The sequence below is a fragment of the Priestia sp. YIM B13551 genome, from assembly GCF_042787905.1.
Classification (GTDB): Bacteria; Bacillota; Bacilli; order Bacillales; family Bacillaceae_H; genus Priestia.
Genome location: NZ_JBHZOX010000001.1, coordinates 18,767 through 37,327, shown reverse-complemented (window position 1 = coordinate 37,327; position 18,561 = coordinate 18,767). Strand labels below are relative to the sequence as shown.

Here is an 18,561-nt window from a genome sequence, read left to right as displayed (position 1 = left end):
ATAGCCAGCTAGGCTAATTTGATATAAAACAGCATTCATAAAAACGAATTTTCCTTTTAGCCTTTAGAGTATCGTTCAAAAAAGATATAATAAGACTGTTACAGATTAAATACATACAGAGGAGGTCAACATGAACGAACCATCCAATTTTTCTCCTTACCTTATTAAACAAATCAGCGATGCGATCGATGACAATATCAAATCAAAGTGCATAGACTTTTTATATGATTCTCATTCGTTCTTTTCGAATGAAAAAGATTTTATAGAAGACTACATTTTAAATATATTGCAAGATACGTTTGTTTTAGAGAATAAATTAATAAATCCTAAGGAAATAAGAAACCCAGCCTACAAAAGAAGACAATCGAATAAGAAAAACTGGCTACAAACGTTAAAAAAAGATATTAAAGCCCAAAAGCCTAATCCTATTTTTGAAGACATTGAATTGGCCAAAAAAGTGATGGATAAAAAAGTGGATACCGAACACTTAAAAAAGCTGTTTGGCGTGGAAAAACCTGAAGATATTTTAAAGATAAAGTTAAAAGAAGTAGAGGCATGGGCTAAAAGTAAAAAAACAAACATTACCGATTTTCCTTATTTAGATTCAAAGATGAATTATCAAATAGAGAAAGCATTTCACACAGACTTTACTTTTTTAATTGCTGAAATCATATTAGAAAAATACAATGGAAATTTGAGTAACTGGATTGATAAACGATTGAATTCGTGGGTAGAGGCCCCTATCTTCTCAAATGAAAGTCACTCTCTTAAAACCAATATGGAAGTTAAAACAAACTCCCAAGAAGTCGTTTTATATAATGACTATAAAGTTGATGAAGAATATTTCATTCGCACCATTATCCCTGTCAATGATAATCAAACGGTTCTTTCCAAACGAAATATGGTTTTAGACCCAAAAGATTCTCAAATTATCCAGTTTGCTCTTTCACAGCGCGACGAGATGTTTTATAAAGAAAAAACGGTAACTCTTGATTTAGCGGATATCGTTAAGGAAATTTATAATTCAAAAGGTGTAAAAAACTATGAAGCTGTTGAAGCCCGCATTATGAAAATTGCCAGATATCACGTAGAAGGTGTAGCGAAGAAGAAAAATTCCAGAGATACAAAATTTGCGATAAACTTCTTCCAAAAAGCTGTTATTGAAACCGATGAAGTAACGGGCAGACGATATGCAACCATCGTATTTAGCGACGATACGCATCAAGGCTTTTTAAATCAGCAGTTTGTACAAATTTACAGTGACGTTATTAAAAAGTTTAAAGATAATTCGCTGTCTTCTTTGCTGCTGTATGCATTTCAAAAAGAGCGATTAGATTGTTATTTACAAGAGAAGTCTTACACCCATTTTTACCCGTATCAATATTTTGCTTCAAAAGTTCGTTTTCGTTCAAAGAAAATTGATGTCAATCTAAAATTAATTAATGAATCTCTAGCAGAGTTTGTCAGCAATCAAGTGCTGATTCAAAGTTATCAGCAAAAACTTCAAGGATTTGAAATCTCTTTTATTCCTCTTCAAAATTATGAAATTCAAGACTATTTTGGAGGAGAACATAGAGAAACATTGGAAGGGTAAATTGTTCCCTTCCTTTTTTTATTTGATATTTTGCCACTTTCAGCTTATAGATACAAAATATCCCACTATTTTTATTTCATAGTTTGGAAGTTTTGTCATTTTTAACGTACTAACCAGAAGCTTTTGCCGTTTTTGACGTACCTTTTCGCTTCTTTTGCCGTTTTTAGCGTACTAATTACTACCTTTTGCTGTTTTTGACGTACCACTCTGATTCTTTTGCCATTTTTGACGTACTAAATTCATTTTATTTACTAGTAATCACTTATTAATTGTTAATTATTCTCTTTTTCCGTAAAACAATCCTATCTTTTGCCGTTTTTGACGTACTCCTTCATTACTTTTGCCGTTTTTGTCGTACTCCTTCATTACTTTTGCCGTTTTTGACGTACTCCTTCATTACTTTTGCCGTTTTCTGCGTACTAAACATTGCTTTTCCCTTTGTTATTGCCTTTTCAAACCCCATTTTTTATTTTTTTCGCAGCATATATAAAGCTTTTGCCATTTTTGACGTACCAAACGAAACCTTTTGCTATTTTTGTCGTACTACTACGTCGTTTTTGACGTTTTTCACGTACTAAAAATAGCTTTTGCCATTTTTGACGTACTAATAAAATTCATTGTGTTATTTACAACGATCAGAGAAGTGATTTTTTTACCTTTTTTTAGGTGAATTAAGATGACTTTTGCTGTTTTTAGCGTACCACTTTTCACTTTTGCTATTTTTGGCGTACTATACTAAGCCTTTTGCCGTTTTTGTCGTACTAAAACGCATAAAGTTTTTTTTGATTTTTACTGATCGTAACAAACACTGTTCTACCGGCGCTTGCTTGCTTTTGCCGTTTTTGTCGTACTAAAAAACCTATACGCTGAACCCCTTGATATGACAGCATTCTTTGAACCTTTTGCCGTTTTTAGCGTACTACTCGTTCGTTTGCGATTCTATTTCTTATTGATATAATTTTCACAAGGTATTCTTTGTTATTTTACCCTAATAAATTATTGTTGATGTGAAATAGATTGGAGGGATTCTCATGATAAAAAAAGAATTTGCGAAAATTGGAAAACAAATTATTCGCCAATTGTCTAGCACCGTAGAAAAATATAAAGATATTGAAGATCACATGGACCTAGACGCTCATGGGAACCCTACAATCAAAACAGTGGCAGAACATCACCGTTTATCTAAATCTCAAATTTCACAATTAATTTTTTATCACTTCCTTCACGTTGATGAAAGAGGTATTATTTGTGATGTTTCTGAAAAAGAGATTGCAGCCGCGTTGAATTGTACAGTTCGAACAGTTCGCAACAACAATGTAGTATTAGCAGAAACAGAATTAATTTCCTATTCTCGCAGCGGCAAAGGAATCAATATTTGTATTGTTCCCTATCCTCAATATTTTGAAGAACACGGCTTTGGGTTTATGGAATTAGAATATACTCGCTTTGAAGAACTTATTCTAATTGAAAATGTAAATGCCCTTCGCTTAGAGCTTCGCAAAGAATTGGTTTATGACAACGATACGATTAAGCGTCAGTTTAATCCTGGAGAAAACACTTCAAAAATTAGCTTTAATGACTATAAAATTTTTACACCGAAATATACTCACTACAAAGGTATGATGCAAAAAATAGCTGAAACGCAGACGAGCGCATTTAAAACCGTTGTCCAAGGATCTACTATTTTCTTTGTTTTAAAAGACGGAGCTAAAAATGGCAAGATGTCAAAACAAGAAAAGAAAGATCAATACGATGCGGCGATTCGACGTACTATTGAAGAGACTTTTGTAAAATTATCTGGACACAGCACAGATTCTACAGGAATTGTTATGTCTTCATTCCAAAACGAAGACATCGCTGATTTGGTTCAGCTTTCTTTTGAATATGGTATTGAACGAGTGAAGTCTGCCCTTTATTCTCTGATTGAACAGGCCTTCTTCAGCCATGATGCTCAAGTCGTTGAAAATTACGGTGGAAAAATCCGTACGCTCATTCGAAAAGAGCTTTCAAAAAATCTTCAAGATCAAGTCCCTGCTGAACTTACAGCTTCATAAGGGGCTTATTTGGCATGCCTTTTTTTTGTTTTATCTCCCTTCTCTTCTCTTTTTGATACAAATAGCGCAAACAAGCACCCATTTTTGCAGCTATCCAATTCCATTATCCTATCTATATAAACGTAATGAGTTCAAATAAATGATATTTCTTGTGTACAACTACGGAATATTACTAAAAAAACACCTTCATACTTATCCACAAAAGAAAGAAAACATAATCAATGACTGTTATATCATCCTCCTTGTTAATAAAAACATCCCTTTTACTTTTTTATTAACGATGATTTCCAGGTCATTTACTCTTTAACACGACTACTTTTATCCACAGTGGAAATAATTCATACTTTTAACAGCAATCTTCATACCATTGGTTTTAAAATCCATCTATTGCAGAAGAAAAAACATAGTAAATAAAATGGTTTCCATATCTGTTGTTATAAAAAAACATCCTTTAGCTAAAGGATGCTGTTCACAAAAAAGGTCTATTTTCCACACAGTTATTTATTGAAAAGCTATTTCCTCTCTAACCCTTGATACCATTGGGTTTTTAGAGGTTTTTCCTCTCTTTAATATCTGTATATAATGTTTGTTAATAATATCTATACTAATCTCTGCTATAAGGTTTTATTTAATATTTGTATAAAGAAATGTTTTAAAAATATCTATACCTGAGGATTTTCACTTTTTCTAAAATAAGGAGTTTTCATTACACATACCAAATGCAAATAAATTAAAATAAAACAATAGTTCAAACACTTCTTAATAAATTCTAGTAGTATATTTTCCAAAATAAATTATACTATTCAGTAGAGAAAATTTTATAAAGCAAGAAAGGGACTTAGTCATGAAAGACATACATTGGGTGCAGCAAACTTTATTTAATACCGGTAAGTGGATTGACATTAGTGAAGTAATCATAAAGATTATCTTGATTTTTATTATTGCTCAAATTGTCATCCGGTTTGCTCGTAGTGTAATTAATAAAATCTTTGATTTCAGATTTAAAACTAAGCTGCTGAGGTACAACGAACGTAAAGAAATAACGCTGAAAAAGCTTTGTCTGAGCATTGTCATGTACGTCGTGTATTTTATTGTACTTATTACGTCTTTAGAAGCAATCGGAATTAATATGAAAGCACTTTTAGCTGGTATTAGCGTAGCAGGATTTATTACAGGCTTAGGTGCACAGAATTTGATTAAAGATATTTTAAACGGCTTTTTTATTCTGTTTGAAGATCAATTCTCAGTAGGAGATCACGTATCCATAAATGATACGAAAGGAACTGTTGAAGAAATTGGATTGCGCACGACAAAAATTCGCGGAGTTGACGGAGAGTTTTACTTTTTTGCTAATAGTAACATTACAAAAGTAGCGAACTATACGCTCGGTGAAATTCCCGAAGTACATAAGCCTGAACAAATAAAAACTCGTGAAGAATAGCTTCACGAGTTTTTATTTACGACAGTTGTAAAAAATTGATCGTATGATGTAAGGTGATAATCTGCTTCAATGTCGTCATTTTGAAATGCACATGTTTTGATTCCCAGTTCACGAGCAGGTTTTAAATCAAGCTCGCGATCTCCAATCACTAAATCGAGCTGATACTTATCGTGAAGATATGCATAAGCGCCGCTATCAGGCTTTCGTTTATAGCCATCATCTTTTGTAATAATCTCCGTAAAATAGTGCTCCATATTAAAAAATGCAAGAATATCAAGAGTAGACTGTCTAGATTTATGCGTAACAATTACATTTGTATCCGCAAAGCTCAGTACGTCTTCTACGTGAGGAAAAGCAGGCTTATCTTTAGGATTGATTTTCTGTTCGAGCACATGGAAGTGTTTATCAAACAAAGACTTTTCAATATCGAAGTGCTTAATTGCTACGTCAGAAGATATCTTCATTTGTTTTAAAATATCGCCTTCTGAAATCGTTTGATCTGTTAGTAATTCTTTGAATGCTTTTACAATCGTTGGATAGGTATCAAAGATGGTTCCATCAAAGTCCCATAAAATATTCATTTTCGCTGTCTCTCCTTTTTTAAAAACGTAACGATTATACCAAATTTTTCATTGCTTGTCAGTGAACCATTTTGTCGTCGTTGCATTTAAAGTAAAAAAACTCGTTTTATACGAGTTTTTTTACTTTATTAACTGCTGCTGCATCCACTCCCACAGCTAGAGCTTGAACAGCTTGAGCTGCCGCTGTCATGATGGTGATGCCCTCCATCGTGGTGATGATGGTGGCGATTGTCTTCCCATGGGCTTGAACAGCTATAGCCGCTGTACGAGGCTGTATCTCCCGCATAGATTGTCTTTTTGTATAGCAGCAGTTCATTCATATGTCTTGAAAAGTCGGTAGCTTCGTAAAGTGAATAAAAAACAAAGCCTTGAAAAAGAAGTTCGTTTGATACATTCCCTTTTTTTAATGCTTTTTTAAAGTACGACGATCCTCCCGATTTCATTCGTTTTTTTGCATCCTTAATTTCTTCTTTTAACGCTTGAATCAAATGTCTCTGCTGTTCTTCCCATTTGCCGTTTCTTAAAAAATAGCGATCTAGCAATTCATCTTCTGACAATCTTTGAAAATCTTGAAGCGTACTTTTATCAAGCGGATGCTGAAAAAATTTCCCCCAAAGCAGTCGGCTGTTGCCCGTTATGTCAAACAAATGAGCATACATCCAATCAAAGAAGGCGCGCTTATCCGGCTGTGGTGATGGCGTAGTGTCTACATTTGGCTGGTGATGCAAAAAACGGTCAAAAAAACGGTCTGTAAAACGCTCATAATCCACTGTAAACATGATCATTTCGTGCCACACTTCATCTACTTTTGCACTAAACATCGGTACGTCTTTGATGACTGCATTTAATAAAAAGTAGCGCTTCATCTCAAAAAACGTCCATTCTACTTCATCGGCTTTTGTATTTCGCCCTTTCATACGCTGTTTCACCTGTTGAACATAGGCTTTCGGTAACGAATCTTCTAGTGAATGAACAATATCTTCAAAACCATTACCTTTATGTATTCCGAGCTCATCTGGAAGCTCCTCTTTATACAAGCGAAATCCCCTTGGCTTTCCAATCCCTTTAATAATCAAAGCTAAAAGAATTACCGCTCCTACTATAATTGCTGCTATCATCTTCTTCCCCCTATACCGCGTCTATATATTCAATATTTTACCACATTCGTAAAATACAAAAAAAGAGCTCAATTAACTTGAGCTCTCGTCATCATCGGGCATCTCGTCTACCTTTTCTACTTTGACTAGACCTTTTGTGCTATATTCAAGATCAAAGTATGCTTTAACGATATCCCCTTTTTTCAAATTGCTTGGAATCGGTTCATTTAAATTTTTATCGGAAAATTTAATGCCCGTTCCTTCTTTTGTTGTTCCGCTGTATGTACCATTTTCGATTTTTTCAATAGTAATATAATACACTCGATATTTGTGCGCTTCCTCGTCGCCCTTTGCTTTTTCTTTAACGGTTTCTTGTTCAGGAAGCTTACTCAGTGTTTCTTGGGCCTGTTCGGAAGTCGGCTCTGCTGCTCGATTTATGAATTGCATCACAACTAACACTAAACATATAACTACTAAAACTAATAATAATATCTTTTTTGCTGATAAAGACAATGAACTGTGCCTCCTTACACCTTTATGTATATCATGCTGCACACAAGAGATTATACACGATAAAGGATTAGAAATTGGGATAAATTCTATAAAAATAGTAAAAATATGAGAAAGTACCTAGAATTTTTTACGCTTTTCTGCACTTTTTTGAGATAGAAAAGAAATTTGGTACCTTATCCTTAAATTGTAACTGATTCGCTTCATTTTCGAAAAGAGTTTTGCCCATTTTGTCGTAAAAAAGTCATAATAAGAAGGAATATCACACCATATTGTCGAACGTATGTATATACTTGTAATGAACTGCCGAACTGCTTTTCTCTACCCTCATTGTTGAGGCAATATGGCAACTGAAACAGCTTGCTGTTAAATTCAGATTACACATCTATTCAGGAGGTGGAATGCAAAATGATGTTTGCACTTATTGTTGTAGTTGGTGTCGTAGCACTTGGCGTAGCTAGCTTCTACGTCATTAAGCGACCTCAAGGCGCTGTTGATCCTGAGGATCGCAAACCGCTTGTTTCTGTAAACGGACATGTTAAATTTGCAGAAGGAATTAATCAAATTTCCATATCTAAAATTGACATGTACGATCAGCGTCTTGTTATCAATCAAGTAGCTATTATTCCATTTAACCGTATTCAACGAGCAGAATTTTCAAAGGTTGTCAAAAATGAAAAAGGCCTTCACGGAGCTCCTGTTCAACGCTATTTCGGTGAATTAACCATTCATTTCACAGACAAGAACGGGCAAGAAACATACATTCGCTGTGAAACACCGAAAAAAAATCAATTTCACCTCATCTACCAGTACGATTTAATGAAAAGACAATTAAATAAGCGTCTTGGTCTCGAAGATCTGCAGCCTTACCTTACTCTTCAAGAACCATACGAACTATAAGAGAAAACCTCCCTTTTTCACATATTATTTCACTTCCCTGTACATACTAGAAGCGAAACTGAAAATGGGAGGTCATTCCAATGGATTTCGTCCGTTTTTTGCAATATTTTTGTTCAATCGCCGGCGCTCTATGCTTAGGGTTTACCTACTATCACATGTTCAAGCGTGACTCTCCGGTTAAAAAAGAAGAATCACAGCAAGGTGGAACTGACTAACGTTCACCTTGTTTTTTTATGTGCAGGCATGTGTACTTCGCATTTTGTGGTTGAAAGTTAGATTACTTTAATCATTTGTAAAATCACGGGTGATTTTTCTAAAGGAATATCCTCTGTGTTAATGATAAGAAGTCCTTTTTGGACGCTGTAATTGGAGGAAGGCTGTAACACACCGTTTATGAATAGATTACTGTATGAGTAGCTCTCAGGATCCAATATATGCTGAGTGCCGTATTCTTTTAATGCATTTTGATCTGTAAAGATGCGCTTGCTGCCTCCGGCTACCGTATAGTATTCAAAGATGCGAACTTTTTTCGGAAATATATACCTGAATTCCTGCTGGATCTACCATTTTGGTTGGTTCTCCTATAGTATTAGAAGTTACAAACTTTGCGCCTGATTCTGATACAGATGTACAAACTTAAAAGTAATAAAGTGAAGATTATGCTATCGTTTTGTTTTAAAGCGTAATGGCGTGTAAGATATATAAATCTCAGTTTTACAGAAATTTAGTGGTCACAATAAAAGCTTCTGGGGACGTAGCGCAGAAGCTTTTATTATTGTTATTTATTTAATTCAAAACGCCCAGTTCCCTTTTCTAAACACAGGCTCGCTTGTACCGTCAGCTTTGATGCCGTCGATGTCCATTTCAGCTGAGCCGATCATGAAGTCAACGTGGGTGATGCTGTCGTTTGCTCCGTTTTGTGATAGCTCTTCTTTAGACATCGTTTTTCCGCCTTCTAAACAGAAGGAATACGAGCTTCCGATAGCTAAGTGATTGGATGCATTTTCGTCAAACAGCGTGTTGTAGAAGATGATGTTTGACTGAGAAATTGGCGATTGATGTGGTACTAAGGCTACTTCTCCTAAGTATTTGGCACCTTCATCTGTTTCAATTAGGTGCTTTAACGTTTCTTCGCCTTCTTCTGCATTTACATCAACAATTTTTCCGTTTTCAAATGTTAGCGTGAAGTTTTCAATTAAGTTTCCTGCGTAGCTAAGCGGTTTTGTGCTTGTTACTTGACCGTTTACGCCGTCTTTTTTTGGAAGTGTAAATACTTCTTCTGTTGGCATATTGGCCATGAACGAGTTACCGTCTTCATTAACACTGCCTGCGCCAACCCAAATATGTTTGTCAGGAAGCTCAATTGTTAAATCTGTTCCTGGCGCTTTATAGTGAAGCTTAGCAAATCTCTTTTCATTTAAAATGTCTACTTTTGTATGTAATGAAGCGTTGTGCTCTTCCCATGCGGCCACTGGATCTTCTTGGTCTACGCGCACAGATTTAAAAATAGCTTCCCACAGTTTTTCTTGCTGCTGTTCTTCTGGAACGTCAGGAAATACTTTAGCTGCCCAGTCTTTTGAAGGAACAGCTACGATGGACCAGCTGATTTTATCGGATTGGATCGCTTCACGGAATTTTTTCATTGCTTTTCCGCTTACTTTTTGGAACGCAGCAATACGTTTGCCGTCTACTCCTTTTAGTAAGTCAGGACCGCTTGAAATTACAGATAAAACAGCGCCTCCGTTTTTCACAAGCTCTTCTCTTGCTTGAGCTTTCCAAGCAGGAAATTCATTAAATACAGATTCATCCGCTTTTTCATATTTCAAACGAACTAAATGATCGTCATGCCAGTCTACATCAACAGACTTTGCTCCGGCTTCGTACGCTTTTTTCGCAATTTCACGAACAAAATCAGCGGAAGAAATATCGGCATTAATGTTTAATACTTGCCCTTTTTGAATGTTTACACCGACTTTTACAGCTAGCTCGGCGTACTTTTCAATATTGCGCTCAAACTGTTCCATAATTTATCTCCTTTACGTATATATTCTAACGACTTTATTGTATCATGAATAAAACATCAATTAAAAATCCTAGCCTATAGTTTACATAATATAATTACGTTATTTTACAGATTATTATATAGCAAAAGTTTGTTCTCTAAGAATCAGAACAAACTTTTGTCTTTCACAGATTCAGTTTTGTAGCCGAGCCGCTCCGAAATGTTCTTGCCTATATCAACCATGCGTTCTTGAAGATACGTTAATCGCTCATTTGTCATACGCATGGTAGCACCGGAAATGCTGACTGCGGCAACGACTTGACCAAGGTGATCAAAAATAGGCGCTGCGATGCAGGTAATTCCATATTCATTTTCTTCTAAATCCAGCGCATATCCTTTTTGTTTTACTTCTGAAAGTTCTCGAAGAAAGCTTTCTTCATCTGTAATGGTGTGATCTGTATGAGCTGGTAAGCCTTTTCTTTCAAGAATGCTTGTTACCGTGTTAAGCGGTAAAAAAGCTAGGATAGCTTTACCGACAGACGTACAGTGCATAGGGGCTCTTTTCCCCACTTTTGAATGCATGCGCAGCGTCTGATTGCCTTCTAATTTTTCAATATACACTACTTCACCTTGATCGTAGACAACAAGATGAATAACTTCATTTGTTTCACTTTCAAGTTCTTGCAAAAACGGCTTTGCTTCCGTTCGTAGATCAATAGAATCTAAAAGTTTTGAACTTACTTCTAAAAACTTATACCCAAGCTTGTACCGCCCGGTTTCTTGATCTTGTTCAATATAACCGTACTGAGCAAGAGTAGTTAGAATACGGTATACGGAGCTTTTATTGATGTCCATTTGCTTTGCAATTTCTGTGACGCCTACCCCTTCTCTTTCCATGCTGACAATTGTGACGATATCCAACGCCCGGCTTACAGACTTCACCATGTTTTCTCTCTCCATTTTTCTCTCTCCTTTATGTGTCGTGTTACTGCCGGGCATTTTTTATCACTCTTATACGTTTACGCGTTCTTTCTCTGCAACAAACGGATTTTGGAGGGTTCCAATTTCTAGGATGGTGCATTCAATGACATCGTTTGCGCTCACCAGCTCCGCGCCGACCGGACTTCCTGTTAAAACCACATCTCCCGGCTTAAGGGTCATAACAGTAGAAAGGTAAGCAATCATTTGCTCAACGGAAATAATCATTAAATCTGTCGAGCTGTTTTGTTTTTCAACGCCATTTAAAAACGCTTTTACATGAATGGATTTAAAATCAAGCTCCGTTTCGATTACAGGGCCAAGAGGCGTAAATGAATCAAAGGATTTTCCAATGGTCCAGTGCCCGTCTTCATGAAAATAATCCGGAGCCGTTACATCGTTTCCAATTGTATACCCAAATATATAGTCCAGCACGTCTTCTTTTGCGATGTTCTTTGCTTCTTTTCCAATAATAACTGCAAGCTCAGACTCAAACTTGACGTGCTTAATCGCAGTTGGAATGACAATGTCTTCGTTTGGACCAATCACAGAGGATACGGGCTTAAAAAAGAAGACAGGAATAGAAGGCAGTTCTCTTGGCAGCTCCGACTTCGCGGCTGCATAATTTGCACCTATTCCAATAATTTGAATCGGCTCTAAAGGAGCCAAAAGCCTTACTTCACTCAGTGAAAAAGTCTGTCCTGTATAGTCCCATTTCTCAAATATATTTCCTTTAATGACGCTGATCGTATCCTCTTTTAGTACACCTGTATGACGGCTATCTTGTACAGCGAACCTTACAAATTTCATGACATAACTCCTTTTCCCATTTGCTTGATTTTAATAAGGATAGTAGATAGTCAGATTCTTGAGATGCAAGTACAGCCTGCCATCTCTATGCTGACAGGCCGTTTTTTTACTGTTTTATAGCTGCTTTTGCCTTTGCTTCGATACGGCGACGGTGTAAAATTGGCTCCGTATAACCGTTTGGCTGATCATAGCCTTGAAATACTAAATCGCAGGCTGCCTGAAAAGCAATGGATGTGCTGTAGTTCGATGCCATTGGCTGATACAGAGGATCATTTTCATTTTGTTGATCCACTACTTTTGCCATTCGCTTTAGCGTTTCCGTTACTTGTTCTTTTGTACAAATTCCATGATGAAGCCAGTTAGCTACGTGCTGACTGGAAATACGAAGCGTTGCCCGGTCTTCCATTAGCCCTACATTATTAATATCCGGTACTTTTGAGCACCCTACTCCTTGGTCGACCCATCTCACTACATACCCAAGTATTCCTTGAGCATTGTTGTCGAGCTCCTGCTGAATTTCATCTTTGCTCCAATTTGGTTTTTCTGCCACAGGAATTTGCAAAATGTCATCTTGTAAATCAGTAGACTGAGTAAGCAATTCGTTTTGAACATCTCTTACATCAATTTGATGATAGTGAAGAGCATGAAGCGTTGCTGCTGTTGGTGAAGGTACCCATGCCGTATTCGCTCCTGCTTTTAAATGCCCCACTTTTTGTTTAAGCATTTCCGCCATCATATCCGGCATTGCCCACATTCCTTTTCCGATTTGAGCGCGGCCTTGGAATCCGCTTGCTAATCCTACATTTACATTAGACTGCTCGTAGCCTTGAAGCCATTTAGACGCTTTCATATCATTTTTACGGATAACAGCCCCCGCTTCCATTGAGGTATGAATTTCGTCACCTGTTCGATCCAAGAATCCAGTATTAATAAAAGCCACTCGGTCTTTTACTTCTTTGATACACGCTTTTAAATTAAGCGTCGTGCGGCGCTCTTCGTCCATTACGCCAATTTTAATCGTATGACGCTCAAGCCCTAGCATATCTTCAATTGAATTAAATAACGTGTTGGCAAAAGCCACTTCTTTGGAGCCGTGCATTTTCGGTTTAACGATATAGATAGAGCTCTTTTTAGAATTTTGATACGTGCCGTTTTTAAGCAAGGTGTGTTTGGCAATTAAACTAGTAATCACGCTGTCTAAAATACCTTCATAGATTTCGTTGCCATTTCGATCTAAAACAGCGCTGTTTGTCATTAAATGCCCAACGTTTCGAACAAACATAAGCGAACGGCCAGACAGTGAAATCTTTTTCTTGTCGGGAGAAATATAGGTACGGTCTGGATTTAAACGCCTTGTCATGTTTTGACTTCCTTTTTTAAAAGTAGACGTCAAATCACCTTTCATTAATCCCAGCCAGTTGCGGTAAACATCTACTTTATCTTCTGCGTCTACTGCCGCTACTGAATCTTCACAGTCCATAATCGTCGTAAGAGCTGCTTCCATTAAAATATCTTTTACACCCGCATCGTCTGTTTTACCAATCGAATCCGTACGATCAATTTGAACTTCAAAATGCAGGCCGTTGTTTTTGAATAAAAGAGCATCAGGGCTTTCTTCTTCCCCTTGATACCCTACAAATTTCTCTTCTTCCTGTAATTCGGTTAAACTGCCATCGTTTAATTGAGCGACAAGCTTTCCATTTTCAAGGCTGTACTGAACCACTTCCGCATGAGAAGACTGAACGAGCGGAACAACTTCATCAAGAAAATTCTTCGCAAACGCAATAACTTTTTCTCCTCGAATTGGATTATAAGAACTCGTGCGCGAAGCTCCATTTTCTTCACTGATTGCATCAGTGCCGTAAAGAGCATCATAGAGACTTCCCCAACGTGCATTAGCAGCGTTAATAGCATACCGGGCATTATTTACAGGTACAACAAGCTGCGGTCCTGCCTGATAGGCAATTTCGCTGTCTACTCCTTCTGTACCAATAAGGAAATCTTCTGTCTTGTCTTCTAAATAGCCAATTCTCGTTAAAAACGATTTGTATTCGTTAAAGTCACCGTCAGGATTTTCTTGATGCCACGCATTAATTTGAGCTTGCAGCTGATCACGCTTTTCTAACAAACGTTTATTTACGGGTGTTAACTCGGTTACTAACGCTTCAAAATCAGACCAAAAATTTTCTGTACTTAGGCCGCTGCCCGGAAGAGCTTCCTCATTGATAAATTGATAGAGAACTGGAGCTACTTTTAGATTTCCAACTTGTTTGTAGTTTGTCACCGTCTGTTTCCTCCTCTTACTCTTTTACATTTTTAAATTTGGACGCGCTTTCATTTCTTTTTGCCAAAATGATTAAGACGAACATATGCGGTACTGTTTCTTATTACGAAACAGCGTTTTATTTTTGTTAAAAAAATCATATCATCGAGCGAATATATTTTCAAGAATTTTCTAAAAATATTCTATTTTTTTCATTTCTTTTTTGACTTCAGCGCAGCGGCTCGGACTTGGAAACAGCTTTCCTGCATTTAATAGATTTTTAGGATTAAATACTTCTCGTATATTCGTTTGTGCTTGAATTTCATCTTCATTGAAAACAAATCGCATTTCTTCTTTTTTTTCAATGCCCACGCCGTGTTCGCCGGTAATCGTTCCTCCTGCTTCTGCACATACTTGCAAACATGCGCTTCCGGCGTCGAGTGCTTTTTCAGTTTCCCCGGGCTTTCTAGCATCAAATAATACAAGCGGATGCAAGTTCCCATCTCCGGCGTGAAAAATATTGGCAATGCGAAGGCCAGATTCTTCGCTAATTTTGTTAATTCGCTTCAGCACTTGAGGCAGTTTACTTCTTGGAATAACGCCGTCTTGTACGAGATAGTCAGGGGATATAGCTCCCATCGCTCCAAATCCTGTCTTACGATTTGCCCACCACCTCGCGCGCTCTTCTTCACTTTCAGCTACTTTCACTTCCCGTACGTTTTGTTTTTTACATACGTCTAAAATGCGAAGGATTTGCTCTTCGATACCGTCTGAAATGCCGTCTACTTCAATTAATAAAAGAGCTTCAATATCTCTAGGGTGTCCGACTGGAAACGCAGCAGCTTCCACTCCTTCAATGGCGGTTTTATCCATCATTTCAAGCGCAGCAGGCACAATGCCGGCTGATATAATGTCTGATACCGCTTGGCTGCCGTCTTCTACGCGGTCGAAATAGGCAAGAACCGTTTGTTTTGCTTCGGGGTTTTTCAAAATGCGTACCGTAATTTTTGTAACGATTCCTAACGTCCCTTCTGATCCTGTTAAAAGTCCTAATAGATCATATCCCGGTTCATCTGGAATACCTTGCTTGCCAAGCTCAATTACATCTCCATTTGGAAGCACCACCTCTAACCCTAAAATATGGTTGGTAGTTACCCCATATTTAAGACAGTGTGCCCCTCCTGCATTTTCCGCTACATTTCCACCAATTGTGCAGCAATACTGACTCGAAGGATCCGGTGCATAATAATATCCTTTTTCAGAGATTGAATTGGTTAATCTAAGATTAATAAATCCCGGCTCTACAACGGCACGTCTGTTTTCATAGTCGACGCTAAGAAGGCGCTTCATTTTCACTAAACTAATAACCACCTCATTATTAAGAGGAATCGCTCCCCCGCTCAGCCCTGTGCCTGCTCCTCTTGCAAGAAAAGGCAAATCGTTTTCATTGCAGTATTTAACAATACTAGAAACTTCTTTTGTATTTTGAGGAAATACCACCGCTTTAGGCAAGTGTCTGTGAATAGTAAACCCATCGCAGTCGTACGCAAGCAAATCTTCTTTATGATGCAAAATAGAATGAGGGTCTACTAGCTGAGAAAGATTTTTTACGTGAAGATCTTTTATTCTATTTTTCTTCAACACGATGCGCTTCCTCCTCTTCTTTTTGATAGGCCCACTCCAAAAGCTGTACCGTGTGAACAATTTGTTGACTTCGTCCATATTTTTTTACTCCTACTGCCATCTGCAGCATGCATCCCGGGTTTCCCATTGAAATCATTTCTACGTCATGAGGCACATGTTCCATTTTACTTTGAAGCACAGCTCCCGCCATATCAGGGTTTGTTAAATTATAAATTCCTGCGCTTCCACAGCACCGGTCGGCATTAGCCATATGAACCATTTCAACTCCGGGAATAGAGAGTAAAATATCTCTTGGTTCTTCTCTAACTCCTTGGCCATGAGCTAAATGGCAAGCGTCGTGATACGTAATGCGCGTATTCAGCTTTGTCTGCGGAGGGCGATATCCCGTATCGTGAAGGTATTTTGAAATATCCTGGACTTTTTCAGCAAAGACTTCGGCTTTTTCAAGCCACTCTTGCTCTTCTTCTCTAAACAGTTCAGGATACTCTTTTAACATGCAGCCGCATCCCGCAGCGTTTACAATAATAGTGTCCGCATGTTGAAACGCCTCTATATTTTTTTTTGCAAGCTTCCTTCCCATGTCTCTGTCTCCTGCATGAACGTGCAAAGCACCACAGCAAGTCTGAGACTGAGGAATAACAACGTCGTTTCCGTTTCTTCTTAATACATTAAGAGTCGCTTCATTAATATCACTGAACATGACGTCCATGATGCAGCCAGTTAAAAAAGCAACTTCTGCTTTTTTTTCTGCTTTTGCTTTTAGAACGCGTTTCTTTTTATATTTTTTCCGAACAGAACGGGTAATCTTAGGCATTACATATTCCATTTCTGATAGATGTGTTGGCATCATATTTAACATGCCTGTTGTGCGCACCATTTTTTGCATTCCGCTTTTTTGATACAGCTTTAATAAGCTTCCTGCAGCTTCCAAGCGGTGGGAATGAGGAAAAAGTTCCTTAAGAAAAAATTTGCTGATCATCCCTTTCCAGCCGGTCAAAGGCATCGCCTGACGAATTTGGCCGCGAGCTTCTTCAATGAGTCCGCCAACGTCTACATTTGCAGGGCAAGCAGTTGTACAGGCACGGCAGTCCAAACAGGCAAACACAGGGTCTGCAAACTGCTCATTCACGCTTATTTTCCCTTCTGCTACCGATTTGATAAGGTGCACGCGTCCTCTTGGTGAATGCTGTTCTTGCCCCGTTATTTCATAAGTAGGACAAGACTCCAAGCACATTCCGCAGTGTACACAATCCGCCCATTTTTTTTCGTCTGGCGCGTCTTTCCACAAATAATTGCTAACGCTTTGACATGGAGCATCTTTGATATCCGCTTTCGCTGAATTCACTTAGATTCCTCCTATAAATCGTTTATAGTTAAGCACGTTTTTAGCGTCCATCTTTGCTTTAATTCCTGCTAGTAACGGAAAATGAGAAGGTTCTTCTCCCCATACATTTACTTTTTGGCGCAGTATAAAAGGCAAATGTTTAACGACCACATATCCTCCGTACGTTTTAGCAGTTTCAGTAAATGAAGTAATAACGGAAAGAATGGCATCTTCTGAGCCTTTTATGTAGATCGAACAAAGACCATGTCCAACTCCTCCATGTGCTTTTATCAGCATTGGACGGGACGTTTTTAACACCGTACTTTTAGTTATCACATCCAGTACATTCATATTTGGTACGCCGACTTTTAAAGTGGCTTCCGTTTCTTCTTCTGAAGAACAACGTGCACCATTTGGACTAATGTTACTAAAAAACCCCCAAAATACCTCGGCTTCTTTTTCCTGCAGTATTTTTAAAATTGTATCAGCAGGCTGAATACTTTTGATATAATTCTCTTGATAATGTACGGAACTTTCCACGTCTTCAAAGCTGATCACAAGCGTAAACAGATGCTGCCCTATTACATCTTCAGCTAGAGAGGGATTTAATAATTCCAAAGCAACGGGCTCTATAATTGAATCTAAGACTTTGCTAACAAACGCATGAATTTCTTCGATATTGCCTGTTGAAAAAGAAATAAAGACAATGCTTTGATACTTAGGCAGCGGACGCAGCTTTAACGTTATTTCGGATATAACGCCGAGCGTTCCCATTGAACCAATAAACAGCTTATTCATATCATAACCAGCCACGTTCTTGACGACTTTTCCCCCTGAACGAACAATGGTTCCATCTGAATATACGACTCTCATACCGATTACTGCATCTCGAGCTGATCCATAAGACAAGCGCTTTGGACCACTTTCATTCGCTGCTATAACTCCGCCGATTGTAGCGTAGTCTCCTAGAGCTGGATCAAGTGAAACTTGCTGATTGTGCGTTTTTAAATACGTTTGCAGCTCTCCAAACGGCGTACCAGCTTTTACAGTAACCGTCATATCACCTACTGTATGTTCAACAATTCCGCTGTATTCAGTCAGCGAAAGCAAAAGGTCTGATGTATCTATAAGTCCGCCAAATCCCTTTTTTGTACCACTCCCTTCAATGACGACTTTTTTTCCGTGTTCCGTCGCATACTTTAAAACGGCTGCTATTTCTTGTTCTGAAGTTGGCTTAACACGAAGCGCTCCGTTATTTCCAAGGAATTGATTCATATGCTGTTCTTCAAGTGTGGAAGGATGAGATAAAATGGATTCTAAATGACCTGGAAGCTCTAACGTACTCAATAAATTGACTCCTCTC

At 37.8% G+C, this 18,561-nt stretch carries 16 protein-coding genes; 5 read left to right on the top strand and 11 right to left on the bottom strand.

Annotation, left to right across the window (positions count from 1 at the left end; translation table 11 throughout):
* Positions 1-130 precede the first annotated feature (130 nt).
* The 3 genes from ACFX4N_RS00205 to ACFX4N_RS00195 all read left to right on the top strand — a co-directional run bounded on the left by ACFX4N_RS00205 (position 131) and on the right by ACFX4N_RS00195 (position 5,089).
* The gene (locus ACFX4N_RS00205; protein WP_013057542.1) at positions 131-1,594 is read left to right on the top strand and encodes a hypothetical protein; all 1,464 of its coding nucleotides are present in this window, start codon (positions 131-133) and stop codon (positions 1,592-1,594) included.
* Between the two features lie 1,031 nt (positions 1,595-2,625).
* Positions 2,626-3,648, top strand: coding sequence for a hypothetical protein (locus ACFX4N_RS00200; protein WP_013057544.1), 1,023 nt, complete (start codon positions 2,626-2,628; stop codon positions 3,646-3,648).
* An 844-nt stretch (positions 3,649-4,492) separates the two neighbouring features.
* Positions 4,493-5,089 carry a mechanosensitive ion channel family protein gene (locus ACFX4N_RS00195; protein WP_029322439.1) on the top strand — a complete coding sequence of 199 codons (597 nt, stop codon included), beginning with the start codon at positions 4,493-4,495 and terminating at the stop codon, positions 5,087-5,089.
* Positions 5,090-5,091: 2 nt separating this feature from the next.
* On the opposite strand, the gene ACFX4N_RS00190 is transcribed toward ACFX4N_RS00195, so the two are convergent.
* The 3 genes from ACFX4N_RS00190 to ACFX4N_RS00180 form a co-directional block, all read right to left on the bottom strand.
* Positions 5,092-5,670 (bottom strand): HAD-IA family hydrolase, encoded by a 579-nt coding sequence (locus ACFX4N_RS00190; RefSeq protein WP_013057546.1) that lies wholly within the window; start codon positions 5,668-5,670, stop codon positions 5,092-5,094.
* A gap of 128 nt (positions 5,671-5,798) precedes the next feature.
* Positions 5,799-6,788, bottom strand: a complete 990-nt coding sequence (locus ACFX4N_RS00185; RefSeq protein WP_057273408.1) for a glycine-rich domain-containing protein — start codon at positions 6,786-6,788, stop codon at positions 5,799-5,801.
* Positions 6,789-6,860: 72 nt separating this feature from the next.
* On the bottom strand, positions 6,861-7,280 hold the full coding sequence (locus tag ACFX4N_RS00180) for a hypothetical protein (RefSeq protein ID WP_057273409.1): 420 nt from the start codon (positions 7,278-7,280) through the stop codon (positions 6,861-6,863).
* Positions 7,281-7,685: 405 nt separating this feature from the next.
* On the opposite strand from ACFX4N_RS00180, the gene ACFX4N_RS00175 reads away from it, so the two are divergent.
* A complete protein-coding gene (locus tag ACFX4N_RS00175; protein WP_013057549.1) occupies positions 7,686-8,177 on the top strand; it encodes a hypothetical protein in 492 nt (163 codons plus the stop codon).
* 80 nt (positions 8,178-8,257) lie between these two features.
* Entirely contained in the window at positions 8,258-8,392 is a 135-nt protein-coding gene (locus ACFX4N_RS00170) for a hypothetical protein (protein WP_013057550.1), read from the top strand.
* 57 nt (positions 8,393-8,449) lie between these two features.
* Here the strand turns inward: ACFX4N_RS00170 and ACFX4N_RS00165 are convergent, their stop codons facing one another.
* The 8 genes from ACFX4N_RS00165 to ACFX4N_RS00130 form a co-directional block, all read right to left on the bottom strand.
* The gene (locus ACFX4N_RS00165) at positions 8,450-8,695 is read right to left on the bottom strand and encodes a DUF4183 domain-containing protein (protein WP_476643711.1); all 246 of its coding nucleotides are present in this window, start codon (positions 8,693-8,695) and stop codon (positions 8,450-8,452) included.
* A 273-nt stretch (positions 8,696-8,968) separates the two neighbouring features.
* Positions 8,969-10,201 carry an aminopeptidase gene (locus ACFX4N_RS00160; RefSeq protein ID WP_053487397.1) on the bottom strand — a complete coding sequence of 411 codons (1,233 nt, stop codon included), beginning with the start codon at positions 10,199-10,201 and terminating at the stop codon, positions 8,969-8,971.
* A 143-nt stretch (positions 10,202-10,344) separates the two neighbouring features.
* Positions 10,345-11,139, bottom strand: coding sequence for an IclR family transcriptional regulator (locus tag ACFX4N_RS00155; protein ID WP_013057552.1), 795 nt, complete (start codon positions 11,137-11,139; stop codon positions 10,345-10,347).
* 51 nt (positions 11,140-11,190) lie between these two features.
* A complete protein-coding gene (locus ACFX4N_RS00150) occupies positions 11,191-11,967 on the bottom strand; it encodes a fumarylacetoacetate hydrolase family protein (protein WP_057273410.1) in 777 nt (258 codons plus the stop codon).
* A gap of 106 nt (positions 11,968-12,073) precedes the next feature.
* On the bottom strand, positions 12,074-14,251 hold the full coding sequence (locus ACFX4N_RS00145; RefSeq protein WP_057273411.1) for a malate synthase G: 2,178 nt from the start codon (positions 14,249-14,251) through the stop codon (positions 12,074-12,076).
* Positions 14,252-14,422: 171 nt separating this feature from the next.
* Positions 14,423-15,874: an FAD-linked oxidase C-terminal domain-containing protein gene (locus ACFX4N_RS00140; RefSeq protein WP_057273412.1), complete on the bottom strand. Its 1,452-nt coding sequence runs from the start codon at positions 15,872-15,874 to the stop codon at positions 14,423-14,425.
* Positions 15,858-17,219, bottom strand: a complete 1,362-nt coding sequence (locus tag ACFX4N_RS00135) for a (Fe-S)-binding protein (protein WP_057273413.1) — start codon at positions 17,217-17,219, stop codon at positions 15,858-15,860. The genes ACFX4N_RS00140 and ACFX4N_RS00135 overlap by 17 nt, the downstream gene beginning before the upstream one ends.
* Positions 17,220-18,545 (bottom strand): FAD-binding oxidoreductase, encoded by a 1,326-nt coding sequence (locus tag ACFX4N_RS00130; RefSeq protein ID WP_057273414.1) that lies wholly within the window; start codon positions 18,543-18,545, stop codon positions 17,220-17,222.
* Positions 18,546-18,561: the final 16 nt, after the last annotated feature.